This window comes from Alishewanella sp. BS5-314 (genome assembly GCF_025377695.1).
Lineage (GTDB): Bacteria > Pseudomonadota > Gammaproteobacteria > Enterobacterales > Alteromonadaceae > Alishewanella > Alishewanella aestuarii.
Window position 1 is genome coordinate 462,184 of sequence record NZ_JACEHJ010000001.1, and the last position, 24,362, is coordinate 486,545.

A 24,362-nucleotide genomic window follows, 5' to 3' on the forward strand; every position below is an offset into this window, starting at 1 on the left:
AAAAGTTAGGCGATTAGGGAACATTCATGGCCGTTCCTGATCTGATCGTTCGCCAAAACTAAACCATGTCATTAACAGCCATGAATGTGAAAAGAATGCTCGCCGATTTCCTCGGATTTGTCACCCCCAAAACTATGCATAAAGCGCGATTTTCTGTCTTATTAGACGCGGTTACTGCGCTTGCTAAAGACGCGCGTTGCACTGTGACCGCCATAGGGCGCGCAATGCCAGGATCGTCCGACAAAATCAGTATCAAGCGCGCGGATAGATTACTCAGCAATGCCAATCTGCAACGGGAACTGCCTCTTATCTATGCAGCAATGACTAAGTCTGTCGTTAGCAGTAAATCGCAACCGCTCATTCTGGTTGACTGGAGCAACGCTGATACCGCGAAACGGCACTTTATACTGCGAGCCAGTATGGCCGCTGATGGCAGAGCATTGACGCTATTACAAAAAGTGGCGGCAGCAGAAGAGTATACTTGCCCACATTTGCACCGCGCGTTTTTAAAACAGCTCAAGGCCATGTTACCCAAAGACTGCAAGCCCGTTATCGTCACCGATGCTGGCTTCAAGGTGCCCTGGCTTAAACAGGTACGCCAATTAGGCTGGCATTATGTCGCCAGAGTCAGAGGCAACGTGAAACTTAAGCTTACAGAGCAAACAGAATTTATAACCGTGAATGCTCTTTATAAAAAGGCTCGCGCTACACCCAAACACGTAGGCGCAATCGTGCTGACTCAGACGCAGCAATATGAAACCCGCGCTATTCTGGTAGGTAAAGGCTATAAGCTCTTGAAGCGTGATAGAAATAAATCTTACAAAGAACCCTGGTTATTGGTGTCATCGTTACCTGAGTGTCATGACTATGCGGATAAAATCGCCAAATGCTACAGCAGCCGGATGCAAATAGAAGAAAGTTTCCGCGACCAGAAAAGCCCGCGCTATGGCTTAGGGAGTGACTTGCACGGCACCAAGTGTAAATCACGTTTGAATATATTGCTGCTATTGGCTGCACTGGCAAATTGGTTCCACTACCTGATGGGAGCCGCAGGTGAAATAGCAGGTGTGCACTTACGATATCAGGCTAACACAGTAAGAAATCGACGGGTACTTGCTCTGAACTTCCTCGGCATCCTGCTATGTAATGAACCCAAGCTCCCAATCAGCAGGCAACATTATCAGCAAGGGCTAAAGCAAATCTTGCACTGGGCTGCTCAGTGGGACTGGGCGCAAATCAAGTTGGCAAAGAGCTGATACTATGAGGTGTAAATTTGTGGGGATCCCTCAGGCCGCCAGTACCATAAATACCAGCAGAATCACCAGCGGGTAAATAAAGACCCCGGCGTTACCGGCCAGAATTTGCTGGTAGGTAAGTTCAGTCCACTCGTAGGTCATGCCATTTGGCAGGGTTTCCGCCAGAATTTTCTCAATTGCGGCCTGCGCTTCACCGGTGCTGTAACCCGGCGCCGGACCACCGTTAATCTCGGCAGTGGTAAAGCCGTTATAATGCATTACCCGATCTGGCCCGGCCGAATCCGTTACGCTGATAAAGGACCCCAGCGGCACCATCTCGCCCTGCAGATTGCGCACTTTTAACTGACTGATTTGCGCCGCACTCTGGCGGAACTGCTCGTCAGCCTGCACATTGACCTGATAGGTGCGGCCAAACTGGTTAAAGTCATTTACATACACCGAGCCCATATAGGCCTGCAATGTCTGGAAGATTTCATCCAGCGCCACATTTTGCTGCTTGGCTTTGGTGCGGTCGATATCCAGATCCAGTTGCGGCACATTAACCTGATAGCTGGAAAATACCCCGGCCAGTTCTGGCGTAGCCCAGGCTTTCATCATTACCTGCATCGTCACGTTGTACAGCTCTTCATAACCGTGATTGCCGCGGTCCTGAATTTGCAGTCTAAAGCCGCCGATAGTACCCAAGCCCATTACCGGTGGTGGCGGGAAAATGGCAATAAAGGCATCTTCAATTGCGGCAAAGCGCTGATTTAACGCCGCGGCAATGGCATTACCGGAAAGCTCGGCGCTACCGCGCTTATCAAAGTCATCCAGGCCAACAAAGACAATGCCGGAGTTAGGGCTATTGGTAAAACCATTGATGCTCAGGCCCGGAAAGGCAATAGAGTTCGCTACACCGGGGTATTCCAGGGCGATACTCGACATCTCTTTAATCACCGCTTCGGTGCGCTCCAATGAAGCCGCATCAGGTAATTGGGCAAAGGCCACCAGATACTGCTTATCCTGGCTCGGGACATAGCCGGTGGGTGTGGTGGCAAACTGCAAGCCGGTTACGCCAACTAAGGCGATATACATGACGCCAACAATGGCACCATAGCGGATCACCTTTTTCACCACAAAGCCATAACCACTTGATAAACGAGCAAAGAAGCGGTTAAAGGGGCCGAATAACCAACCTCCTAATAGTTTGTCCATACCACGGGTAAGTGCATCTTTCTTCTCGTTATGTCCTTTTAACAGCATAGCTGCCAGCGCCGGACTTAAGGTTAAGGAGTTAATCGCCGAGATAAAGGTAGAAATGGTAATGGTTAACGCAAACTGCTTGTAGAACTGCCCGGTTAAACCCGACATAAAAGCCGTGGGAATAAACACGGCTGCCAGCACCAGGGTGGTGGCAACGATGGGCCCGGTTACTTCTTTCATCGCTTTTTGGGTTGCCGCCAGCGGCGCTAAGCCTTCACTGATATTGCGCTCGACGTTTTCCACTACTACGATGGCATCATCCACCACGATACCAATCGCCAGTACCAGCCCGTACAACGATAAGGCGTTAATCGAAAAGCCCAGCAGATGCATAAAGGCAAAGGTACCCACTAAGGACACCGGTACCGCAACCAGCGGAATAATAGAAGCGCGCCAGGTTTGTAAAAACAGCACCACCACTAATACCACCAGCAACACCGCTTCCAGCAGGGTTTTTACTACGGCCTGAATAGAGCCACGCACAAAGACTGTAGGATCGTACACGATGTCGTAGGCTAAACCTTCCGGAAAGCCTTGCGCCAGCTCGGCCATTTTGGCCCGCACATCATCCGAAATTTGAATAGCGTTAGAACCCGATGCCTGAAAAATCGGAATCGCTACCGCTTCCTGGTTGTTTAGCAACGAGCGCAGCGCATAGGTAGAAGCTCCCAACTCAATCCGGGCGACATCTTTTAACCGGCTAAGCTCGCCATTGTTGCCAACCTTAATTACGATATCTGCAAATTCTTCTACCGTTGCCAGGCGACCTTTGACGTTGATCAGTAACTGAAAATCCGCATCGCCGCTGGGCTGGGCGCCCAAACTGCCGGCCGCAGCCTGCTGGTTTTGCTCGCGAATAGCGGCAATAATTTGCGTGGGTGATAAGCCCAAGGCTGCCACTTTATTCGGATCTAACCACACCCGCATACTGTACTCACCGGCGCCAAATAACTGCACGTTACCGACGCCCCGAATACGGGCCAGCTCATCTTTGACGTTAAGCGCAGCATAGTTTGATAAATACAGCATGTCGTAACGCTGATCCGGCGAGGTTAAATGCACCACCATGGTCAAGTCCGGTGATGACTTCTCGGTCACCACACCTAAACGCTGCACTTCCTGCGGTAGCCGTGGCATGGCGCGGTCTACTCTGGCCTGCACCTGGCTCTGCGCTAAATCGACATCGCTGCCGATGGCAAAGGTCACGGTTAATGTCATGCGGCCATCTGAAGTCGCCTGCGATGACATATACAACATATTTTCTACACCGTTGATTTCCTGCTCCAGCGGCGAGGCCACCGTTTCAGCAATCACCTTTGGGTTAGCGCCCGGGTAATTGGCGGTAACTACTACCGTTGGTGGCACCACTTCCGGATATTCGGTTACCGGTAACTGCCACACCGTGATAGCACCGACAATAAAGAATAACAGCGAGATCACCGCAGCAAAGATCGGCCTTTTAATAAAAAATTGCGATAACATAGCAGGCCCTTACCCTTGATTTGCCGGTTTATCAGCCTGTGCCGTCAACACACTGTGCTGTTCCAGCCGCTGTTGTGCCGCCCGAATGGCCGCCAGTTGCTCAGCACTGCCCATCTCTACCAGCCGGGGTTCGATTTGCATATTGGGCATTACCCGCTGCAAGCCATTGACCACAATACGGTCTGTGGCGGCTAAGCCGCTGCGCACGATACGCAGGCCATTCACCTTATCGCCAAGCTGCACCGCGCGATATTCCAGCTGATTATCGGCATTGACCACCAGCACGTACTTATTACTTAAGTCAGTTCCGACGGCTTTTTCGTCAATCAGTATGCCGTCATAGCTGTCGCTACCAACCAAACGGATGCGGACAAACAAGCCCGGTAACAGGGTGTTATCACTATTGGCAAAGCTGGCGCGGATACGGATGGTACCGGTTTGCTGATTGATGCTGTTATCAACAAAATCAATGCTACCGGTATGGCTAAAGGCCGTGTCATCAGCCAATGCCATATACACCGGGTTAGCCGTGGCATCTCGGGTATCGGCGCGCTTGCCGGCCTGCGCTAAACGGGCATATTTCAGATAGCTCTGCTCGTCTACATCAAAGTAGGCGTACATCTTGTCGGTTGACATCAAACTGGTGAGCTGGCTTTGCCCGGCCGTAACATAGTTACCGGTGGTGACCATGGCATAGCTTACCCGGCCACTAATGGGCGCAGTAATGCGGGTGTAGCTAAAATCCAGCACGGCCCGTTCCAGTGCCGCCTTTACCGACGCTACCGTTGCTGCGGTTTGTTGCTTACGGGCTAACCGGCTATCCAACAGCTCAGCCGAAATAGCCCTTGAACTGCTTAGCTGCTCGGCCCGTTTATAGTCACTCTCGGCCAAATCTGCGGCACTCTGAGCGCTCTGCAGCTCAGCTTTTAACCGTGTTACCTCTGCGGCAAAAGGCCTTGGATCGATCCGAAACAGCAGATCACCTTTCTTAACCAAGGCTCCTTCACTAAAGTTAACCTCTTCGATATAACCTGAAACGCGTGGCACCAGATTAACCGTTTCCGGCGCCTGCAAGCGGCCGGTGAATTCATCCCATTCAGTAATACGCTCGTTAACTACCTGCGCCACACTGACCTGCGGCGCTGCCGGTGCCAGCGTCTGCTGTGTCGCATTCGGGTCACCACAGGCCGCCAGCACTAACGCCGCAACGCTACCTAATATAAAAGTTCTTACTGTGCTGCTCGTTTTCATAACGATCGCCTCCACCTGTTGCTTATTCGGTTTAACCCTGACTGCGAAAAATGACTTGCCAATTATGTACCGCTCGGTAAATATATAGATCCGTTATGACAAGTCAATTTATTTTTGTACCGAACGGTAAAATATTTTATTTACATTGGGCAGTGTACAAAGATCAGGCGGGGCCGCTAATGCCAAAAGCTGCAGGCTTCTTGCCTAATGCTCCTGACAAAGGTGAGTATGTTCGCTGCGCTGTACGGATAAAGGTACTAGCAATAGGTACGCAATCACGGTCGATAACTCACCCTTACTGGACTTGGGGCTTATAGCTGGCTAGGATAGGCGGATGTTTTGAAACAGGAGCTGAGCAATGTCAGTAGTAAGTTGCACACCCCATGTCGGGCGCCCACGCGCTTTTGATATGGATACAGCACTGGAAAAAGCGCTGGAAGTGTTCTGGCGCAAAGGCTATGACGGCACCTCGTTAAGTGATTTAACCGAAGCCATGGGTATTAACAAGCCCAGTTTATATGCGGCTTTTGGTAATAAAGAACAGTTGTTTTTAAAAGCAATTGAACTATACGAAAGCCGGCCTTGCGCGTTCTTTTTACCGGCACTGGAAAAGCCCACTGCCTATCAGGTTGCCGAGCATATGCTGTATGGTGCTGCTATGAATATGGCGGATACTAATCATCCTCAGGGCTGTGTGGTAGTGCAAGGCGCCTTGTCGTGTAGCGAAGCGGCAGCCAGCGTAAAAGAAGCGCTGATTAACCGGCGGGTAGAAGGCGAACAAAAGCTGAAAGACCGCTTCGACCGCGCGAAAACAGAAGGGGATTTGCCTGCAGAAACCGATACTGAAGTATTGGCCAGGTATTTAGGAACTGTACTGCAGGGTATGGCGATCCAGGCAAATAACGGTGCAACCTCTGAGCAATTACGCCAGGTTGCACAGATGACGCTGCTGGCATTTCCCCGCGCCCGCTAGCAGAGCGGGCCTGCCTTAAAGTCCGGAGTTATTGCCTAATCCTCCACCACACCACTTCGCAAATAGGCAAAGACGCGATAGCTGCATATACTGAAGACCAAGGCAGTATTAACGATGCAGCTACGAATGCCAACAGAACCCATCAACTCTGAGCGCGAACTATTACGCCAGCAAATGCTGCGGCCAGTGCTGGAAACTTTGCCCAGTACTGGCCTGAGCGATACGCCGATACCCGGCTTAAGGCTATTTCGCAGTGACGCCCCGACCTCTGTTAACCCGACATTATGTGAGCCAACAGTATGTTTGCTGCTACAAGGCAGTAAGCAGCTACTGATCGGTGATGAGATATTACAATATAACACCTTACAATTCTTACTGGTGCCGGTTTTAATGCCTGTCAGCTCCAAAATCATCAAAGCCAACTCGACAGAGCCCTACCTTGGACTATCGCTAAATCTGGATTTAGTGGAGCTAAGCACTTTAATCCTGGAGCTTGGTGAGACTAACTCACAGCAAAGCAGCAACGTACTGGGTATAAGTGTCGGCAACGCTGAGCTGGCGCTACTTTGTGTATTTCAGCGACTACTTACACTGCTGCAGCAACCTAAGGATATCCCGGTACTGTTGCCATTAATTAAACGCGAGTTACTCTATCGACTATTACAAGGTCCCCAGGGCGGTCAGTTGCGCGCGTTTACCGCTAAAGACAGTAATGCAGGACGCATTGGTAAAGTGATCGAGTTACTGCATCAGCGCTTTGCCGAACCGTTACGCATTAAAGACCTGGCTGCAGCAGTGCATTTAAGTGAATCAGCCCTGTTTCAAAGTTTTAAAACAGTAACCGCAATGTCGCCATTACAATTTCAGAAGCAATTACGCCTGAACGAAGCTCGCCGGATTATGTTGCAAGAAGGTACCGAAGCGGCCACTGCCAGTTACCGGGTAGGCTATGAAAGTCCATCTCAATTTAGCCGCGAATACAGTCGTTTATTTGGTGCACCACCGAAAGCGGATATGGAGCGCTTGCGGCGGGCCTATTAAAATTTTTTTCTGCGCGACTATGTAAACGCCAGATAAAGCAGTATGATCGGCGCCTTCGTCGCTGCGCACAACTCATTGCACATGCAAAATATCCTGCTGTATCTGATTACCGTCCTGATTTGGGGTTCGACCTGGTTTGCCATTGAGTTTCAGCTGGGCGAAGTGGCCATTGAAGTCTCACTACTGTACCGTTTTGCGCTGGCCGCGGCACTGATGTGGCTGTACTGCTGGTATCGCAAGCTGGATATGCGTTTTTCGCTGCGCCAGCATGGCTTTATTCTGCTGCTGGCCAGCCTGAATTTTGCGCTGAATTTCCTGTTTATCTATCAGGCGCAGCAGTATCTGACCTCTGCCATGACGGCGATAGCCTTTACAACTATGTTGCTGATGAACATTATTAACACCCGGCTGTTTTTCGGCAAACCGGTGGCCAAACGCATCTATTTTGGCGCCCTGCTCGGCATTGCCGGCATCGTTGTGTTGTTCTGGCCGGATCTGGACGGTATCGATTTCACCAATACCAGTTTACTCGGCTTAATCCTGATCTTATCCGGTGCCCTGTCAGCGTCCTTTGGCAATATGGTCAGTGTGCGCAATTCGCGGGAGCAAATGCCGATTATGCAGGTCAATGCCTGGGGTATGCTGTATGGCAGCCTGGTGCTGCTGGTAGCGGCGCTGGTGAAAGGCCATAGTTTTAACTTTAGTACTGAGCCTGCCTATATTATGTCATTGTTATATTTAGCGGTATTTGGCTCGGTGATTGCTTTTGCCAGTTACTTTGCACTGCTAAAACAAATTGGTCCGGAAAAAGCCAGCTACACCATAGTACTGTTCCCGTTAGTGGCAGTGGTGCTAAGTACCCTGTTTGAAGATTTTCACTGGACCAGTTACACCTTTAGCGGCTTTGCGCTGGTGTTGCTGGGTAATGCCATAGTACTAACGCCTTTTGACCGCATTCGGGCACTGCTGCGCCAGAATGCCCGCGCTGGTGTCACTGGTTAACAGTTTGCTTGCCAGGCAGCAGCCGTTAATCTTCCAGAATAGGCTTAAGATAGCCGGCGCCGAGCTGGCGCATCTGCTGCTCAACCCAACTGACGCGCTGCTGCAAAAAGGGCGTTAACTGATTGGGATTGCGGCGGCGCGGACTGGGTAACAACACGGCCAGCCGAGCCGCTTCGTTACGGCTCAGTTTGCTGGCAGCTTTAGCAAAATAATGCTGACTGGCAGCCTCGATGCCATAGATACCCGGCCCGAATTCGGCGATATTCAGATACACCTCCAGAATCCGCTTTTTGCCCCAAATCAGCTCCAAACTTACCGCCAGCGCCGCTTCCAATCCTTTGCGTACCATGCTGCGGCCAGGCCACAGCAGCAGGTTTTTTGCCGTTTGCTGACTTATGGTGCTGGCACCGCGCAAGCCGCCACCATCATCATACTGCTGCAGCGCCTGCTTGACCTCTGTCCAGTCCACGCCAAAATGCTGCGGAAAGCGCTGATCTTCGGCTGCCACCAGCGCCAGCGGTACATGCGGCGGTAATTGCTCAATGCTGATCCACTGCTGAGTAACCGGATAGGGGCTTTGTAACATAAAGGCGGTGGTAGGAGGCGGTACGAAACGCAGCGTCAGTAACAATGCCAGCAGTAGCAGCAATAAAAGTAACCCCAGCTGCAATACACGCCAGCACAGGTACCCTACCCAACCGAAAAAACCGCGCTTAGGCTCTGTCATTTAACCTCTTCAATTAACTCCCGATGCACACAGACCGCCACACTCTTCGGGCGGATCGGCTTGCCCCGGCCTTCCAGGTGAGCGCGGGTAAAGGCGGCGCCAAATAGCAATATCATCGAGGAATAATTAACCCATAATAGCAATAACGCCAGAGCGCCGGCTGCGCCGTAGGCCGATGCGGTAGCGGTGTAAGCCAGATAAACCGAAATAAAGGTGCGGCCTACGGTAAATAATAAGGCGGTGATAAAGGCGCCCAGCAGGACATCGCGCCATGACAGCAGTACGTCAGGTAATATTTTAAACATGGCGGCAAATAGCAAGGTGATTACCAGTAACGACAGCACCCATTCCATACCCACCATGGCCCAGCCGGGTACAGGTAACCATTCTTCCGCAAAAGCCATTACGCTGCGTAGCGCCACTGACAGCAGTAACGACACCATCATAATAAAACCAATCGCCAGTATTATGGTTAACGACAGCAAGCGGCTTTTCAGTAGTGCCCAGAGGTTGTTACGCTTTGGCCGCGGCGCCACACTCCAGATCTGATTCAGCGATTGCTGCATCTGCGCAAACACCGTGGTTGCGCCAATAATGGTGGCAACAATACCGACCAGCGCCGGGACAAAGCCACTTTGATCAATTTGCGAATTGACGACCGCGGTTTGCACTACACCGGCCGCTTCTGTGCCTAAGGTTTCTTCGAGCTGGGTAAATAACTCGCCTTGCACGGCCCGCTCACCGATAACCAGGCCGACCAGCGCCACCACTACCACCAAAATAGGCGCAATCGAAAACACGGTAAAAAACGCCAGTGCCGCGGCATAAATAAAAGCCTGGCTATCGAGCCAATGCCGCAACGCCGCCGCCAGAATACTCAGCCAGTACTGAACAGTGGCAGGTAGCGAATTGAAAAGACTGGTCAGCATACGTAAATAAACTCCTTTCCTGGTTCAAAATGCCCGTAAATCCGGATCTCCAACTGCGCATTGTCAAAACACTATTACACGCAACGACGGGCATTAATCAGCTTTAATAACTCCACAGTGGCGGTCGCATCAGCCAAAGCGCGGTGGTGGTTATGCAGCTTAATCTCAAACTCTTCGCATAACTTACCCAGGCTATAGGATGCCAGCCCCGGGTAATAGCGCCGCATATTGACTACTGTACAAAGCTGCGGCATCTCGAATGTGATATCACAGCGGGCAAACTCGCTACGGATAAAACCGTAATCGAACTTAGCATTATGTGCAACAAAGACTGCACCTTGTAAAAACTCGGCAAGCTTGTCGGCAATATCAGCAAAGGTAGGCGCGTCGGCTACCATCGCATTGCTAATGCCGGTTAAGCGGCTGATAAAAGATGGGATAGTGCGGCCAGGATTAAGCAGGGTGCTAAAGGTTGCCAGCACCTCGCCGGCCTGGACTTTTACCGCGCCGATTTCAATCACTCTGTCAGTACCGGCTTTGCCGCCGGTAGTTTCGACATCCAGCACCACATAGAGCCGGTTGGGGTCGACTATCCACTGCAGTTTTTCTATCCGCGCACTAAAACCGGCGTTATTCAGCGCTAGCAGCCGCGCGAGCTGATGGCGCTGGATCTTATCACCGGGCGCCTTCACTTCGATAAACTGCAGCTGCTGCTCCTTGATCAGCAACAGATCCGGATAACCACTGCTATAGCGGTTAAAATCCTGTGCCATCTGGCGCAGGATTGGCGCCAGCGCACTTTCGCCGTTTGCACGCGGCGCATATTGCAGCAACGGTAATAGCTGTTCAGCGAGATCGCTATGCCAGTAAAACAGGCTATTAGCTTTGCCATAATGCGCGGTTAACGCACTTAGCAGGATGGTAGCGGCATTTGGCGCGGCTAGCTGCGTTAATTTGTGCTCGATGGTTGCCTGAAATTGCGGATAAAAGCCACCCGCACTTAAATTACGCGGTCGGCGCTCAAAGGGGTTATGTAGCGCACTTTCTTGGTGCTCAAATAACTCATGCCAGAACCACAGACCAAACAACGCCAGCCACAGATTGTTTTCGCTATGAAACGCCCGATAACCGAGCGCCTGATAATGCGCGATGAGCCCGGCTTCTGCTTTGCCTAAATAGAGCTCGTCTACGCCAATTTGCGGGGCGGCGTGCAGCAACTGCGTGAGTTGCGAGCGGCGCGGGCTGTTGTTATCAACACTAAATTTACGCTGATAAAAATCTTCAGCAAATAACCATTCTTCATCACAGCTGGGATCATCTAACAGCTGTTGCAGGTGCTGTTGGCACTGCGTTTTATCGCCTTGTTGCCAATATAGGCGGACTAAGCGCTCACTAGCCGGAAAACCGTTGCTTTGCTGATAAAAAGCCACAGCTAACGGCAGCAGTTTTTGCTGCTCAGCCAATTTACCCAGCTGATAACAGCGCTCGCTGCGTTTAAGGGCTAACGCCGGAATATCGGGGGTCGGCCACTGTTGCACCTTATCCAGCCAGCCACGTAACAGCGGCTCGGCCGCTGTCGTGTCATGTTTTAGCTGTTTGCTTAAATCGGCCAGCGCCAGCTTAGCTTGCGCTAATTGAAAAGCTAATTCGGCCTCTGCCATATTGGTAAAGCGCGGGCTAAATTGTTGCTTAAACTGACCGGTTTGCCGGATCCCCAAATCGCGCAAGGTAAAGAGTGAGAGGTTAGGCTCTACCCGCCAAAAATAAAGAAAATACAGATAGTTAATTGCTTCTAAGCGTTGCAGCACCTCATACTGCTGTGGCAACTGCGCAATCAAAGGTAGCCAATCGATCGGCAGCGCTAAGGCTGCACGCAGCAGTACCGGCTTAGTGTGGCTTTTTTTGACGTCAAGCGGAGATGCCAGTTGCGGCTGCGCCAGCTCTAGCAACTGCCATAGTGTGTCTTTGGTGAGCCGTAGCCAAAAATCAGTAAGCGCATCTTCGGTCACCGCAGCAATAAAGCCAGCATGTTGCAGCTCGGCCAAAACTGGCGCTACCGGGCCAATCTCAGCATAAAACAGCTCGCTGTCGGCAAACACCCGGCCTTTGCGGTTAAGCATCCGCACCAGCAGCTGTTGCGCTGGCATGCTGAGTTGTTCGAACTCGGCAAGCCAGGTGCTGGCAGAGGGGGTTAGACAAGGGCCATAATGCGTTTTTACAAACTGCAGCAACTCCTGAAAGTGCTGCAGATAGTAACGGGCATCTAGCTCTGGTCTAACCGTCATAGGCTTAGCTAATCACCGTACTAATCAGATAACCGGTATAACCGATAAAGACCAGCAGCAACAGCGCGCCTTCCAGCCGGTTGATCCGCCCTTGCTTTTTATAGCCATAGCCCATCACAAACAGCGCTGCGGTTAGCACGGCCATTAGCGTCCAATCACGGGTCAGGACTACCGCTTCCACCGCCATAGGCTCAATCGCCGCCGCGATACCGACCACGGCCAGCGTATTAAACAGGTTGGAGCCAATCACGTTACCCAGCGCAATATCGTGCTCGCCCTTTTTAATCGCAATCAGCGACGAGGCCAGTTCTGGCAAGGACGTACCAACCGCGACCACTGTTAAGCCGATAATCAGATCACTGACGCCCAGGCTCTGCGCAATAAAGACGGCGCCGTAAACCAGTAACCGCGACGCCAGGATCAGTAACGTCAGGCCAACCAGCAGCCAGATAATGGCCTGCTTCAACGTCATTTGCTCGGCACTGGCCAGCTCATCGCCCATTTCAACGGCCATCGCATCCTGGGGATTACGCATACCCTGCCATACCGACCAGCCCATTAATACAAAGAATACCGCCAGCAAGCACCAGGCATCAAAGCTGCTAAGTTGATGATCGAACAACTGCCAACCGGCGAACAGGGTAATTAACATTAAAATGGGCAGTTCTTTACGCAGCACCTGAGAATGCACAGCGATAGGACTTAACAGCGCTACCAAACCGAGGATCAGCGCAATATTGGTAATATTGGAGCCATAGGCATTACCCAGCGCCAGCGCCGGATTGCCATCGGCAGCCGCCATGGCGGAGACCACCATTTCCGGCGCCGAGGTACCAAAGCCGACAATCAACATACCGATTAACAGCGGCGGCATGCCGGCATATTTTGCGGTGGCGGCGGCACCATCAACAAATTTATCTGCGCTCCAGACCAGCAGCGCCAAACCTGAAATCAGAGCTAATACGGCCCACAACATCCTTTACTTCTCCTGAAGGTGAACTGCGTTTAGTGTAGCATGGTGCCAAAATGGCTAATAGCTGGCCAGCACAGCATTTTTGCAGCCCAAACCGCGAGCTGTTAAGCTGTTTAAAAAGCCCGGAGGAGAGCTTAATGGCGTTAATCGGTATCTTAGCAGTGTTATTTTTGGTGCTGTTTTTACTACTGCCGTTGCTGGAGAAATATGGCAGCAAAGGTGAGCAGGCCGAGCAGGACTATCGTAAATATGGTCGCTGGATCTTGCCGCTGGTCGCTATTTTGTTACTGGCGCAATTAATTAAGATGCTGCTTGGTTAGAGCACCGGAAAATCGACACCAGCGTACTTTTAAACTGGATGGTGCTCTAGTGGCTTGTTATTGCCAGCTCAGTGGATTTAAGCGATAAAAACGGCTCAGTAACTGATACAAGGCCGGATGCTCGGTATTAAGCTCAGCCGGCTTTTCAAAGAATACTTCGGTCAACACCGCAAAAAACTCCGCCGGATTGGTAGCACCATAGGGATCAAGCAATACAGGTAATCCCAGCGCCAGCCGCTGCTGCAAGTCGTCATACGCTTGCTGCATTACGCTTGACCACTGCTGATAATCACTACTGCGACTTAGCACCGGCGCGCCCTGGGTCGGCCCCTGCTCCTGGTCCAGTTGATGGGCAAACTCATGGATCACCACATTATGACCATCGTGCGGATCGGCAGCCCCCGAGAGCGTGTCCTGCCAGCTTAGAATGACCTTGCCCTGGCCCCAGGACTCACCGCTAAGTACCCGTTGTTCCTGCCGCACCAAGCCCGCAGCATCGGTTTGTGCGGTCTCAACAATAAAAGCAGATGGGTAGATCAGAATACTGCGTAATGCCGGGTAATAGTGATTAGGACGGTTCAGTAATAGCAGGCAGGCCTGAGCGGCAATGGTCACCCGCATTTCATCGGTTACCGTCAGGCCATCGCAGCCAATAAAGGCTTTTTCGGCGATAAAAATCTGCATATGCTTTTTTAACTGTAGTTGCAGATCGGCAGGCAAAGCCCGGAAATACGGCATCCGCTGTTTCAGAATTTTACGCCAGGCTTCAGGAAAGGGCCTGGCAGCAATGCGCTGGCGCTGCCAACGCCGGTAATAAGGTTGTCCCAGCACTAAACCAATAATCAACAGCGTCAGTACAGCTAAAATAAGTAGCGGCAAAAGGGTGCTCCGGCACGATCAGTCGAACTCTTTCAGTGGGGTAAAGTCTGATAAAATTCAAGCCGTGTCAGGTTGTGTGCACGCCCTATGCAGAGGAGTTTCGCCTTGTTTAATTTTCTGAAAAACCTGCTGGAAAAAGCCGCTGAAGGCTTACCCGGTGCAGCCGCCAGCCATCAACCCTGGCAGGCAGCCGGCCTCAGTGAGCCACAATTTATGGCAGTGGTGCTGTTGTTGCAGCTAAGCCATGCCGATTTCGACAGTACCGAGCAAGAGCAACAGTTGGTCCTGCATTATATTGAACGGGAATATGCGCTGGCCAGGCCACAAGCACAGCAGGTATTGGCACAGGCCAATCAGCTGGCCGCTGATGCCACCTGCTTGCATGCCTATACGTCGAAGTTGAAAGTATTAACAGAGCCAGAGCGGCTGGCGTTATTGAACCAGCTATGGCAACTGGCCTGGGCCGATGGCAGTGTCGACCCGAATGAAGAAATGATGCTGCGCAAGGTGGCGGATTTACTCTTTATCCGGCACAGCGACTTTATCAAAGCCAAACTGGCCAACCAACCAGCTGCAGGCTAACGCGGCTCAGATTCGTCTTTACGCAGCACCTCACCTTCGATCACTGTGCCTTGTTGCTGCCGCTGCCCGGCGTAAGGATTGGCGCCATCCTGCTGGGCCTGCTGATAACGGGCTGCCTGCTCACGGAATTGCCGCATCCGTTGCCGGTGCCGGAATAGCAAAATCGGGATCAGGATCCAACTGAGCAGCAATGCAAACAGTAGAAAGACCGCGCCCACCAGCAACATCACGCCCAATACCAGCCATGCCAGTAGGCGCTGCAAAAAACTGCCCTGGCTACGTAGCTGAAACTGCCGTTGCCACGCCGAAGCTTGTTGGCGAAAAGAAGGATCGATCATAGGTTTCCTTTAAAGTTGCCGCCGGTAGCAACCTCAGCTACCGGCCGACATTATAGCCATTTTGGCTGAGTTTAGGCTGAATAGTTCATCAATCAGCCTTGTTACTGAGCGCCCAGCGCATAATATCTCCCCAGCTTGGCTCCTTGCCATACATCTGCATGCCACGTAAAAATATCCGGCCTGCTACCCGGCGCAGCCAGTACAGGGTGGCAAGCAACAGCATTAACGACAGCAACGGCTGCCACCAGGGCAATTCAACCAGCGCCATCCTCACCGGCATCGCCGCAAAGGAGGTGAGTGGCAGCCAACTTAATAACGTCATGGCCCAGCCGGTGGGGCTATCGATCACCAAGTAAGTAAACAGTAGCGGCAGCCAGGTGATCATCATCACCGCGCCCTTACCACTGGTATTGGGATCGTCAATCGAGGCAGCAATAGCAGCCATAAAGGTCGCACACAACACTACGCCAAGCAGGGCAAAGGGCAGTAACCAGGCTAAGACCCCAAGATTCAGCCAGTCCAGCTGCAGCGGTTTATTGGCAAACACCAGTACCGCCACCAGAAAACCCAGTAACATCATCAGCGTGGTGGTAAACATAGCTTTTAACGCACTCAAGCTATGACCCAGTACCTTGCCATCGATCCATTGCTGCGGTGTCACTATGGCAAATAACTGCTCTGTGACCCGCTGCTGCTTTTCGCCGGTAATGCTCATTAACAGTTGACCAAAGGCAGTGGTAAGCCCCATCAACAGCATAAACAGCACCGCCAGGGCGATCAGTTTTTCCGGCCGATCTTTTCCCTTATAGTTGTCATCGAGGTAACGCATTTCAAGGCTGACAGGCTGCTGTAATGCCGCCAACTGCTCTGCCGACCAACCCTGCGCGGCGGCATACTGCTGCCGGTAGTGCTCCAGCAGCACGCTTTGTAACTGCTGTTGCCACTTTTTACCGGCCTTGGTGTGGATCAGCACCTGCTCCTCGCCTGGCTCCAGCACCGCATGCCAGGTTTCGTCCTGCTGTAGCTGTCGCAACTGCTCTTCCAGGCTGACCGTCGGCTGCTGAAACTGAAACTGGGCGCTACTTTCCAGACTAAAGCCGGCCGGCACTGCGATCCGGTATTGCTGGCGGCCTTCATCCACAAAGTAACTCCAGGCAAAAATCGCTCCCATTACCCCCAACATCAGCAAATACGAGATCAGCTGTTGCTTCCATTTAAAAAAACGTAAAAATTCCCATTTGGCGACGACCAGACTTTGCCGCGAAATCATACTGCTTGCTCCTGTTGCTGATGTTGGGTCATCGCATTCAGATATAACTGATGCAAGTCCGGATTTTGCATTGAGATATTTTTCAACGCACAGTAAGGCAGCAACTGCTGTAAACAGGCCGACAGCTGTTGGGTTTCATTAAGTCGCACCAACAGTCGCTGCGGTGTCTGTAGCAGCCAGCTATATCCGGCTAACCAGCGGTCGAGCTGCTCACTGCTAATCGGCTGCTCGGTTTCAATCACGACTTCCGGTTGTGGCTGAGCCTGGCTGCGGATCTGCGCCAGAGTGCCGGCCAATACTGCCTGCCCTTTTGCCATCAACAGCATATGATCTGCCAGTTTTTCCACCATCGCCATCTGATGGGCACTTAAAATCACTGTCATGCCATCGGCACGCAATTGTTGTAAAAACTGCACCACTTTTTCCTGATTCAGCGGATCCAGACCAGAAAAAGGCTCATCCAGAATAACCAGTGCCGGACGGTGGATCACGGCGGCAATCAGCTGAACTTTCTGCTGATTGCCCTTGGACAACTGCTTTAAATCCTCTTTCCGCCGATCCGTTAATTCAAAAACATTGAGCCAATGTGTCAGTTGCTGTTCGGTTTCTGTGGCAGATAAACCATGCAACTGCGCCAGAAAGCGCAGATTTTTTTCAACACTCTTGTCAGCATAAAGTCCGCGGTCTTCCGGCAAGTAGCCGAGATAACGGCGGGGCACATGGTCAAATTCGCCCCCATCATGCTGTACCAGAATGTGGCCGGCATCGGGGCGGGTCATACCGACCAGCATCCGGATAATCGATGACTTACCGGCACCATTGGGCCCCAGCAGCGCAAAAATCTCGCCTGGCTGGATCTGGAAACTGACACCACGCACCGCCTGTACCGTGGCATAGTGTTTTTCAATCTGTGTGACTGTAATTTGCATTGTTACTTAATCCTTTGCTGCACTCGCCCCACTTTACCATTATGGCCTGTTGAACTTAACCGCTTTTCTTAGCATAAATGTAACAAAAAGTATGTTTATGCAGCAGTTAAACCGGCTGTTCGACGATAGTCGTAACAATATCTGCTGCATTAGCCCCTTAGCTATGCTAAAACAGCTTTTTCTGAAACGGCGCCAGGAACTCCACAGCCTATGCGTTACCAAATCGTATTTGCCGATGCCGCTACTCTGGGCGATGCCGATTTATCGGCTTTGCACCTTGCTAACTGTCAGCTTCAGGTCTATGCCCACAGCAGCGCCGACGAACTGCCGGCACGGCTGCAAGATGCCGACATCGCTATCGTCAATAAATGCCGCTTAGACGCGGCGCTGATTGCCAAACTGCCACGCCTGAAAGCTATTATGGTGGCGGCAACCGGTATGGATAATATTGACCTACAGGCGGCCAGGGCGGCAGGAATTCAGGTGTTTAATGTTACCGATTATGCTGGCACGGCTGTGCCACAGCATGTCTTCGCCTTGCTGCTGGCACTGAGTAATCAGCTTTTCAGTTACAGCACAGCGGTACAACGTGGCGACTGGAGTCGTAGCCAGAGTTTCTGTTTGCTGGATTACCCCATCTTTGAACTGGCCGGCAAAACTATGGTGATTGTCGGCTATGGTGTCTTGGGTCAGGCAACGGCTGCCTTAGCCAGGGCCTTTGGTATGAAGGTATTGATCGCCGAGCGGCCCTCTGCCACAGAGATCCGCCCCGGCCGCCTGGCATTTGGCGCGGCACTGGCAGAGGCAGATATTGTCTCCCTGCACTGCCCTTTGACCGCTGATACCCGGCATATGATTAATAAGAACAGTCTGGCGGGGTTAAAAACCGGCGCTGTGCTGATCAATACGGCGCGCGGTGCGCTGATTGAGCCTAATGCGCTGCTTGATGCCTTAAAAACCGGGCAGGTCGGCGCGGCTGCACTTGACGTTCTTAGCACTGAACCGCCGCCGGCTTCAGATCCGCTGCTAAATTGCAAACTACCCAATTTGTTGATCACCCCTCATATTGGCTGGGCCAGTCGTGAGGCGCGAACCAGAATGGTGTTAAAGATTGCCGACAATATTCGAGGTTTTCTCGAACGCTGAGTCAGCCGCTAAAAACTGTTATAATAATTAACTACTTTAGTAATAAGATACTACCCGGCAGAACGGATGCTCTGCCCAACATCAGCAAAGAGTGCCACTTGCATTGGATGCGCCGGGGCGATAAAAATAAGAGCTTTCTATGCGTTTTCTTTATGTTTTTTTGTTGGCGGTTGGAATAAGTCTGCCAGTGCAGGCTGCTAACCTGACAGAGCGGCTGAGTGAAGTAGACAAAAGTAAAGCTGCTGCCGAACAATTTATTTCCCGTCTGCAAAATCAGGCACTAACGACCTTAACTGCCGAAGACTATCTGGTGTTGTCAGTCAGTTATCAGACAGTCAATAACAGGGATGCGGCCCTGGATGCGGCCAGTAAGGCGGAGCAACTGGCTACTACCCCTTATTTACAGGCGTTAAGCCTGTTTCATAAAGCACAAATTCACGGCATTTATTTTCAGAATGCTGAGATGGCTCTTCAGCAGCTACTGGCTGCCGAACAACTGCTGCTTAACAGCGACGAGCAACCCAGCCTGCGCCTGCTGAATGATGTACTACGCAGTTTCGCTTCTGCCTATAATCTGCTTGGACAGTTAGCTACGGGTTTGGAGTATGCGGAGCGTAGTCTGGCACTGGCACGACAACTGGGTGAGCCGTCGCGGGAGCTAACCTCACTGATTATCAGTGGCCGGCTGGCATTGCAGGATAATCAATACCAGCGCGCCTTTTACTACTTACAGCAAGGTTTGACGCTGGCCAATCAGCTACAGGATTTTGAAAGTCTGGCTTCAATCCACTTCAGGCTGGGAATGGCGTTTCGTAAGTTGGATTTGCACCAGGATGCGCTGGAACATTTTCAGCAGGCAGCAGAGCGCTACCGCGCTTTGGATCTGCAATCTAATTATACCCATGCGTTGATTTATCTGGCTGAAACCTATCTGGAAGAGCCAGTACAGGCGGAGCAAGCGCAACTGTTGTTGGAAGAAGCACGACACATCGCCGAGCAGCAGCAAAACTTACTGCGCATTGCGATGGTCAACTACAGCCTGGCCCGCACCGCCTTGGTACAGCAACAATTGGCACCCGCCGAACAATTATATCAACTGGCGTTGCAGCAATTCCGCCAAATCAACTCTGCGACCTATCTCCAGGAAATTACGCTGGCATTAGCGCGGCTCTATATCCAGCAGCAGCGTTATCCGGAAGCAGAGCAATTGCTGGCCGACATCGCGCCAGATATTAATGCCGCGGCAACTTACCTTAAGCTACGCTTCTACAACAATAAATCCGACCTGGCTGCTGCGCGCCAGCAGTGGCAGACAGCTTATCTGGCGCAGCAGCAGGCGATGCAGTTAGCACAGCAAGAGCAAAGCGAACAATTAAGAAGCACTATGGCCCAGCTGAAAGGGGGCTTAACCGATAACAACCAGGTGAGCCAGCAGTCAGCTGAGCTGAAGCAACTGCAACTACAACTCGCCGCCGCCGAATCCAGACAGGTTCTACTGCAGTTATTGTTAGTCGGACTGATTTTTACTGCTTTCGTGATCTGGCAATTATACCGTCGGCAATTACCGGTAGCCACGACAACGCCTGCGCCGGAATTGGCACCAAAACAGTGGAGCCAGTTCCGTGAAAAAGTAAAACAGACCAATCAACGTACTGCACCACACTTAATAGTATTACTGCCGCGTAATCGCACCCTGCTGCAACAAAAATATGGCAGACGTTGCGTCAGCGAGTTGCTGGAACAAGTACGTCAGCAACTTAACCTGCCGGAAGTTACCGCCAGTTTTAGTGGCAGTGAAATGCTGTGGCTATGTTGCGACGATGAGCAGAAATTGCCGCAACTACAACAACAGGCGATTGCGCTGTTGGAACAAAAGCTGACTGAGCTTGGCGCCAATCCTGAATTACTGACCCTGAACTTGCCACTGCAGGACCTGCTTGGCGAGCACTGGCAAAAAGAGGATCTGAATGGTCTGGCAGAGCTGGTCTGGCTCTGCTGGTATCTGGCCGGGCAACAGTTAAACTCTGGTTCCTTGTGGCAACTGGTTGTCTACAGCAGCCATCCCCGGCCCTGTGAATGGCAGGCAGACAATTTGCGTGCCGATATATTAAATGCGCTGAAACTGGGTGAATTAACACTGCAGTTAAACGGCAATCAGCTGTCGTTTCAACTCTGAACTAATGACGCTGGCAGCAGGAATTGCTGTTGGCGTCGTTTAAAGGGGCAGAAAAACGCCAACTCTACCGCCTGCAGCGCCAGGCCTGTGGTGCTTTTGTTTTGCCGGCCATATTGCGGATCGCCCATCACCGGGCAGTTTATAGCAGCGAAGTGTCGACGGATCTGATGCTTGCGGCCACTGATCAGTATTACCTCTAGCAAACTGGTATCGGTTAAACTGCAATACTCCAGCAAACTAAAACGACTTTCTGATGCCTTGCCATCCAGCGGCAGTGCAATCCTACCCTGACTCAGCACGTCAGCAGGCAAAGCGCCCTTTACCCGTACCCGGTACTTTTTGATAATAGCCCGCTCAGCGATGAGTTTGCTCAGGGCCGCTGCGGCCTGTTTATTATGTGCCAGCAAGACTAAACCACTGGCTTCACGATCAAGACGGTGCAGCAGGAACACGGGGCGGGCGGGTGTAAAGTGTTGCTCGGCAAAGCGCAATAAGCTGAGATGATCGCCCCATTCATTACCTTGCGACAACATACCGGCAGGCTTAAACCAGACACTATAGGCCTTTTCATCAGCCAGCAGCTGCGCCGCAGCACAATCCCGGCTTAAAATTTCACTGTCATAGTGCAGCGCCAGCCGATCACCGGCTTTCAGCATAAACTGGGCGCGTCTGAGCCGTTTTACCGGCTTGGCAATTAACTGCACGGCGCCCTTGTTCATCGCATCTTTTAATCGACCTTTCGGCAACTCCGGCACTGCCGTACTGAGTAGCTCTATGGCGGTGACGGGGGCTGTAGCGGTGATCTCTCGGCTTAATTTCATCGGTTCTTTGTCACCGCAACGGCGGTGTTCCCTTATGGTTTCAGACGATTGATCTTATCAAAAAGCTCTTCCCAGCCGCGAGGAATATGCCGCACCCCACCCTGATCGCGTAATAAACGCTCGATATGAATCGTCAGCCGCTTTACTGGTTGCAAGGTTTTCTGGCGGTAGCGATACAAAAAGGCCCACAACGCCAGCGACAGCACCAGCAAATAACCCAACCAGAAGGTCAGTAATGCCAGCAGTCCGGCACCGAACAAACTTTGCCGCTGCTCCAGCATAACCAGGGACAGAGGTTGCTTTCCGATCCGCTGCAACTGCAATACACGTTGCTCCAGGTCGCGCAATGGCGTCTGGCCATTACCTAATAATTTGCCATGCTCGTCCAACAGGAAAAAATCAGTTCCAGGCAACAGCTTCTGAAAAGGCTCAAGCAAAACGGCTGAGTCAATGACAAAGATCAACCAACCGCCATGCCCATCGGCAAAGCGTAAACGGCGGCTTAGCAAAATTTTGTTCGTTTCCAGGTGGCTCAAACCGGCTTGCTCGGCAACCGGTACCTTACGCTGCTGCTCAAGCCAGGGCTGTAAAGTCTGGATTTGCAGTAGCGAGAGCTGTTGCGGCGTTAAATACACTAAATCCTGATCCGACCAATACAGCACGCGATCCAACCATGGGTACAGGGTTCTGGCGGTATTCAGCGCTGCTTCAGAACGGCTTAAAAAATGCAGTTCGTTATTGGATAGCCGCTGTGCCGAGCGCAAACTTGCTATATCAGGTGTTTGGCCGTCAAGGGTATAAAGGGGGGAATTAAATACGGATAGCGAGTCCGCTTGTTCCAACAACGCCTGTTGCTGCATGCTGTCAGCAAACTTTTGTAAAGGTAATAACTGCGCATCCAAATGCAGCGCCTTAATGGCCAGGCGCTGACTCTGCAACTCCATTCGCTGCTCCAGTGTCAGCAAGAAATGCACTGTTGCCGCAGCAAAACTTAATAGCAACACAAAAAACGCACCCAGACGCCGGGTGCGTTGATATTCAGAAAGGATCGGGTTCTGCATCGGCTGTCCTTGCAGCAGCATTTAACTCAGCTGAACATACTACGTTTTGGCGCAGAGTTAAATACCACGGGCCATCTGGCCCGATTCTGCCTACAGATTAGCCTCGGCAAAGGACGCCAACCGGCTGCGAACCACCCCGTTCAGGTTAATGGTAGTACTGCCCTCAAAGTTCTTAAAACGTTCGACAATATAGGTTAGCCCTGAGGTCACCGCGGTCAGATAGTTGCTGTCAATTTGCGACAGGTTACCGGAGCAGATTAACTTGGTGCCCTCGCCGCAACGGGTAATAATAGTTTTTAACTGCGCAGCACTGAGATTCTGGCATTCGTCGAGGATCACTATCGCATTTTGAATGCTGCGGCCGCGCATAAAGTTAACCGACTTAAACTGGATATTGGCTTTCTCCATAATGTAATTCACGCTGGCGTGCGGATGCTCATCGGTTTTGTGCAGCACTTCCAGCGAATCGGTGATGGCCGCCAGCCAAGGCGCCATTTTTTCCTCTTCTGAGCCGGGTAAAAACCCAATCGACTCAGCAATTTCCGGAGTATTACGGGTGACGATGACCTTATCGTACATGCCTTTCTCAATCACCAGCTCTAACGCAGCGGCAAGGGCTATCAGGGTTTTACCGCAACCGGCGGGGCCAGTCAGGATCACCAGATCCATCTGTGGATCCAACAGCGCCTGTAACGCCATTGCCTGATAGATATTTTTCGGATGAATACCCCACGCATGGCGGTGCATCATACGTTCCACACCATAATCCGCAATCTTCAGCTCTGTCTCAGTGATCGCCAGCACCTTGCCGGCAAAGGTTTCTGCTTCATCAATCAGATATTCATTTACATAAGCATTCGGTAGTACCTTGCGGCTGATATAGTGCACGACCTCGCGCCCCTCATTGACGGTACGGCATTCGCCAACCTGTGACCAGAACTCGCCGCTAAACTTGTAATAGCCTTTATACAGAAATCTGACATCGTCAATTAACTGGTCAGTGCGGTAATCTTCGACCAGCTTCAACCCGGCGCCCTTGGCCTTTAGCCGCATATTGATGTCTTTTGTCACTAATATGACTTTGACCGGACTCTTTTCGCGCTGTAAATAAAGGGCAGTATTAATAATCAGGTGATCGTTTTCACCACCGGGTAAGCCCGGAATTTCATCTTTCAAATGGTGGTCGTTAATAATAAAGATATGTCCGCTGGGTCTTTCATCACTGCGGGCCGGTAAGGCCACACCGTGCAACATCTGTTCGGGTGATGCATCTTTCAGCACATCCTCCAGCGCCCGGATCGCCACCCTGGCATCACGGCTAACGTCCTTATGCCGATCTTTAATATGATCCAGCTCCTCCAGTACGGTCATCGGGATTACAACATCATGTTCTTCGAAGTTCAGAAAAGCGAAAGGTTCGTGCAGCAGAATATTGGTATCAAGGACGTAGATCTTCTTCTCTTTCGATTTTTTCCGCGCCATAGGCACTGCTCCTTTTTGTTTTCACCCACAGATTTTTGCATCCTATTAGTTCAGCATAGTGCATCCATCTCAGACTGCTATACTGAGTGACAGTTTTTTTAAACTGTCCTGTGACTACCTTGCGACATTCAGATGACAGAAAAATGACCGCAGCAGCTTGTTTTGCTGATGCATCAGAGCGTTTTTCGCTGTACCAT

The 24,362-nt window shown here is 51.5% G+C and carries 20 protein-coding genes and 1 pseudogene; 8 read left to right on the forward strand and 13 right to left on the reverse strand.

From position 1 onward, the window contains the following. Positions 1-65: 65 nt before the first annotated feature. On the forward strand, positions 66-1,256 hold the full coding sequence (locus H1D31_RS02160; RefSeq protein ID WP_261255181.1) for an IS4 family transposase: 1,191 nt from the start codon (positions 66-68) through the stop codon (positions 1,254-1,256). Between the two features lie 33 nt (positions 1,257-1,289). On the opposite strand, the pseudogene H1D31_RS02165 reads toward H1D31_RS02160, so the two are convergent. Beyond that, a pseudogene (locus H1D31_RS02165) lies at positions 1,290-3,980 on the reverse strand (efflux RND transporter permease subunit); the annotation flags it as partial. A 9-nt stretch (positions 3,981-3,989) separates the two neighbouring features. Then, entirely contained in the window at positions 3,990-5,231 is a 1,242-nt protein-coding gene (locus tag H1D31_RS02170; protein ID WP_261255596.1) for an efflux RND transporter periplasmic adaptor subunit, read from the reverse strand. 358 nt (positions 5,232-5,589) lie between these two features. Here H1D31_RS02170 and H1D31_RS02175 point away from each other — a divergent pair, with 358 nt between their 5' ends. From H1D31_RS02175 to H1D31_RS02185, 3 genes are all read left to right on the forward strand, one after another. Next, entirely contained in the window at positions 5,590-6,204 is a 615-nt protein-coding gene (locus tag H1D31_RS02175) for a TetR/AcrR family transcriptional regulator (RefSeq protein WP_261255598.1), read from the forward strand. Positions 6,205-6,330: 126 nt separating this feature from the next. Continuing rightward, positions 6,331-7,245: an AraC family transcriptional regulator gene (locus H1D31_RS02180; protein WP_261255600.1), complete on the forward strand. Its 915-nt coding sequence runs from the start codon at positions 6,331-6,333 to the stop codon at positions 7,243-7,245. An 81-nt stretch (positions 7,246-7,326) separates the two neighbouring features. Further along, positions 7,327-8,247: a DMT family transporter gene (locus H1D31_RS02185; protein ID WP_261255602.1), complete on the forward strand. Its 921-nt coding sequence runs from the start codon at positions 7,327-7,329 to the stop codon at positions 8,245-8,247. Between the two features lie 25 nt (positions 8,248-8,272). On the opposite strand, the gene mtgA is transcribed toward H1D31_RS02185, so the two are convergent. The 4 genes from mtgA to H1D31_RS02205 all read right to left on the reverse strand — a co-directional run bounded on the left by mtgA (position 8,273) and on the right by H1D31_RS02205 (position 13,164). After that, entirely contained in the window at positions 8,273-8,974 is a 702-nt protein-coding gene (mtgA, locus tag H1D31_RS02190) for a monofunctional biosynthetic peptidoglycan transglycosylase (protein ID WP_261255604.1), read from the reverse strand. Further along, on the reverse strand, positions 8,971-9,903 hold the full coding sequence (locus H1D31_RS02195; protein WP_261255606.1) for a YihY/virulence factor BrkB family protein: 933 nt from the start codon (positions 9,901-9,903) through the stop codon (positions 8,971-8,973). The genes mtgA and H1D31_RS02195 overlap by 4 nt, the downstream gene beginning before the upstream one ends. A gap of 74 nt (positions 9,904-9,977) precedes the next feature. Beyond that, a complete protein-coding gene (locus tag H1D31_RS02200) occupies positions 9,978-12,188 on the reverse strand; it encodes an exonuclease domain-containing protein (protein ID WP_261255607.1) in 2,211 nt (736 codons plus the stop codon). 4 nt (positions 12,189-12,192) lie between these two features. Then, the gene (locus tag H1D31_RS02205; RefSeq protein WP_008609236.1) at positions 12,193-13,164 is read right to left on the reverse strand and encodes a calcium/sodium antiporter; all 972 of its coding nucleotides are present in this window, start codon (positions 13,162-13,164) and stop codon (positions 12,193-12,195) included. 50 nt (positions 13,165-13,214) lie between these two features. Between H1D31_RS02205 and H1D31_RS02210 the strand changes: the two genes are divergently transcribed. Continuing rightward, positions 13,215-13,481, forward strand: coding sequence for a hypothetical protein (locus H1D31_RS02210; protein ID WP_261255611.1), 267 nt, complete (start codon positions 13,215-13,217; stop codon positions 13,479-13,481). Positions 13,482-13,538: 57 nt separating this feature from the next. On the opposite strand, the gene H1D31_RS02215 is transcribed toward H1D31_RS02210, so the two are convergent. Then, a complete protein-coding gene (locus tag H1D31_RS02215) occupies positions 13,539-14,360 on the reverse strand; it encodes a zinc-dependent peptidase (protein ID WP_261255612.1) in 822 nt (273 codons plus the stop codon). Between the two features lie 105 nt (positions 14,361-14,465). Between H1D31_RS02215 and H1D31_RS02220 the strand changes: the two genes are divergently transcribed. Next, on the forward strand, positions 14,466-14,942 hold the full coding sequence (locus H1D31_RS02220) for a TerB family tellurite resistance protein (RefSeq protein WP_261255614.1): 477 nt from the start codon (positions 14,466-14,468) through the stop codon (positions 14,940-14,942). Here the strand turns inward: H1D31_RS02220 and H1D31_RS02225 are convergent. The 3 genes from H1D31_RS02225 to H1D31_RS02235 all read right to left on the reverse strand — a co-directional run bounded on the left by H1D31_RS02225 (position 14,939) and on the right by H1D31_RS02235 (position 17,479). Continuing rightward, a complete protein-coding gene (locus H1D31_RS02225; RefSeq protein ID WP_008609241.1) occupies positions 14,939-15,280 on the reverse strand; it encodes a hypothetical protein in 342 nt (113 codons plus the stop codon). The two genes, H1D31_RS02220 and H1D31_RS02225, sit on opposite strands and share 4 nt — an antisense overlap. A gap of 88 nt (positions 15,281-15,368) precedes the next feature. Further along, the gene (locus H1D31_RS02230) at positions 15,369-16,550 is read right to left on the reverse strand and encodes an ABC transporter permease (protein ID WP_261255618.1); all 1,182 of its coding nucleotides are present in this window, start codon (positions 16,548-16,550) and stop codon (positions 15,369-15,371) included. Next, positions 16,547-17,479, reverse strand: coding sequence for an ABC transporter ATP-binding protein (locus H1D31_RS02235; RefSeq protein ID WP_261255620.1), 933 nt, complete (start codon positions 17,477-17,479; stop codon positions 16,547-16,549). The genes H1D31_RS02230 and H1D31_RS02235 overlap by 4 nt, the downstream gene beginning before the upstream one ends. 210 nt (positions 17,480-17,689) lie before the next feature. Here H1D31_RS02235 and H1D31_RS02240 point away from each other — a divergent pair, with 210 nt between their 5' ends. After that, positions 17,690-18,625, forward strand: a complete 936-nt coding sequence (locus H1D31_RS02240) for a D-2-hydroxyacid dehydrogenase (RefSeq protein WP_261255621.1) — start codon at positions 17,690-17,692, stop codon at positions 18,623-18,625. Between the two features lie 139 nt (positions 18,626-18,764). After that, complete coding sequence (locus tag H1D31_RS02245; protein ID WP_261255623.1) at positions 18,765-20,801, forward strand: tetratricopeptide repeat protein; 2,037 nt, start codon at positions 18,765-18,767, stop codon at positions 20,799-20,801. Here the strand turns inward: H1D31_RS02245 and H1D31_RS02250 are convergent. From H1D31_RS02250 to H1D31_RS02260, 3 genes are all read right to left on the reverse strand, one after another. Next, a complete protein-coding gene (locus H1D31_RS02250; protein WP_261255625.1) occupies positions 20,792-21,622 on the reverse strand; it encodes an RluA family pseudouridine synthase in 831 nt (276 codons plus the stop codon). The two genes, H1D31_RS02245 and H1D31_RS02250, sit on opposite strands and share 10 nt — an antisense overlap. Positions 21,623-21,654: 32 nt before the next feature. Then, positions 21,655-22,683 (reverse strand): hypothetical protein, encoded by a 1,029-nt coding sequence (locus tag H1D31_RS02255; RefSeq protein WP_261255627.1) that lies wholly within the window; start codon positions 22,681-22,683, stop codon positions 21,655-21,657. A 90-nt stretch (positions 22,684-22,773) separates the two neighbouring features. Beyond that, a complete protein-coding gene (locus tag H1D31_RS02260) occupies positions 22,774-24,165 on the reverse strand; it encodes a PhoH family protein (RefSeq protein WP_008609248.1) in 1,392 nt (463 codons plus the stop codon). Positions 24,166-24,362: the final 197 nt, after the last annotated feature.

Excerpts from the sequence above, each read along its gene's own strand:
- H1D31_RS02160 (WP_261255181.1), top strand. The coding sequence starts at position 66 with ATGTCATTAACAGCCATGAATGTGAAAAGAATGCTCGCCGATTTCCTC.
- H1D31_RS02170 (WP_261255596.1), bottom strand. The coding sequence starts at position 5,231 with ATGAAAACGAGCAGCACAGTAAGAACTTTTATATTAGGTAGCGTTGCG.
- H1D31_RS02175 (WP_261255598.1), top strand. The coding sequence starts at position 5,590 with ATGTCAGTAGTAAGTTGCACACCCCATGTCGGGCGCCCACGCGCTTTT.
- H1D31_RS02180 (WP_261255600.1), top strand. The coding sequence starts at position 6,331 with ATGCCAACAGAACCCATCAACTCTGAGCGCGAACTATTACGCCAGCAA.
- H1D31_RS02185 (WP_261255602.1), top strand. The coding sequence starts at position 7,327 with ATGCAAAATATCCTGCTGTATCTGATTACCGTCCTGATTTGGGGTTCG.
- mtgA (WP_261255604.1), bottom strand. The coding sequence starts at position 8,974 with ATGACAGAGCCTAAGCGCGGTTTTTTCGGTTGGGTAGGGTACCTGTGC.
- H1D31_RS02195 (WP_261255606.1), bottom strand. The coding sequence starts at position 9,903 with ATGCTGACCAGTCTTTTCAATTCGCTACCTGCCACTGTTCAGTACTGG.
- H1D31_RS02200 (WP_261255607.1), bottom strand. The coding sequence starts at position 12,188 with ATGACGGTTAGACCAGAGCTAGATGCCCGTTACTATCTGCAGCACTTT.
- H1D31_RS02205 (WP_008609236.1), bottom strand. The coding sequence starts at position 13,164 with ATGTTGTGGGCCGTATTAGCTCTGATTTCAGGTTTGGCGCTGCTGGTC.
- H1D31_RS02210 (WP_261255611.1), top strand. The coding sequence starts at position 13,215 with ATGGCTAATAGCTGGCCAGCACAGCATTTTTGCAGCCCAAACCGCGAG.
- H1D31_RS02225 (WP_008609241.1), bottom strand. The coding sequence starts at position 15,280 with ATGATCGATCCTTCTTTTCGCCAACAAGCTTCGGCGTGGCAACGGCAG.
- H1D31_RS02230 (WP_261255618.1), bottom strand. The coding sequence starts at position 16,550 with ATGATTTCGCGGCAAAGTCTGGTCGTCGCCAAATGGGAATTTTTACGT.
- H1D31_RS02235 (WP_261255620.1), bottom strand. The coding sequence starts at position 17,479 with ATGCAAATTACAGTCACACAGATTGAAAAACACTATGCCACGGTACAG.
- H1D31_RS02240 (WP_261255621.1), top strand. The coding sequence starts at position 17,690 with ATGCGTTACCAAATCGTATTTGCCGATGCCGCTACTCTGGGCGATGCC.
- H1D31_RS02245 (WP_261255623.1), top strand. The coding sequence starts at position 18,765 with ATGCGTTTTCTTTATGTTTTTTTGTTGGCGGTTGGAATAAGTCTGCCA.
- H1D31_RS02250 (WP_261255625.1), bottom strand. The coding sequence starts at position 21,622 with ATGAAATTAAGCCGAGAGATCACCGCTACAGCCCCCGTCACCGCCATA.
- H1D31_RS02255 (WP_261255627.1), bottom strand. The coding sequence starts at position 22,683 with ATGCAGAACCCGATCCTTTCTGAATATCAACGCACCCGGCGTCTGGGT.
- H1D31_RS02260 (WP_008609248.1), bottom strand. The coding sequence starts at position 24,165 with ATGGCGCGGAAAAAATCGAAAGAGAAGAAGATCTACGTCCTTGATACC.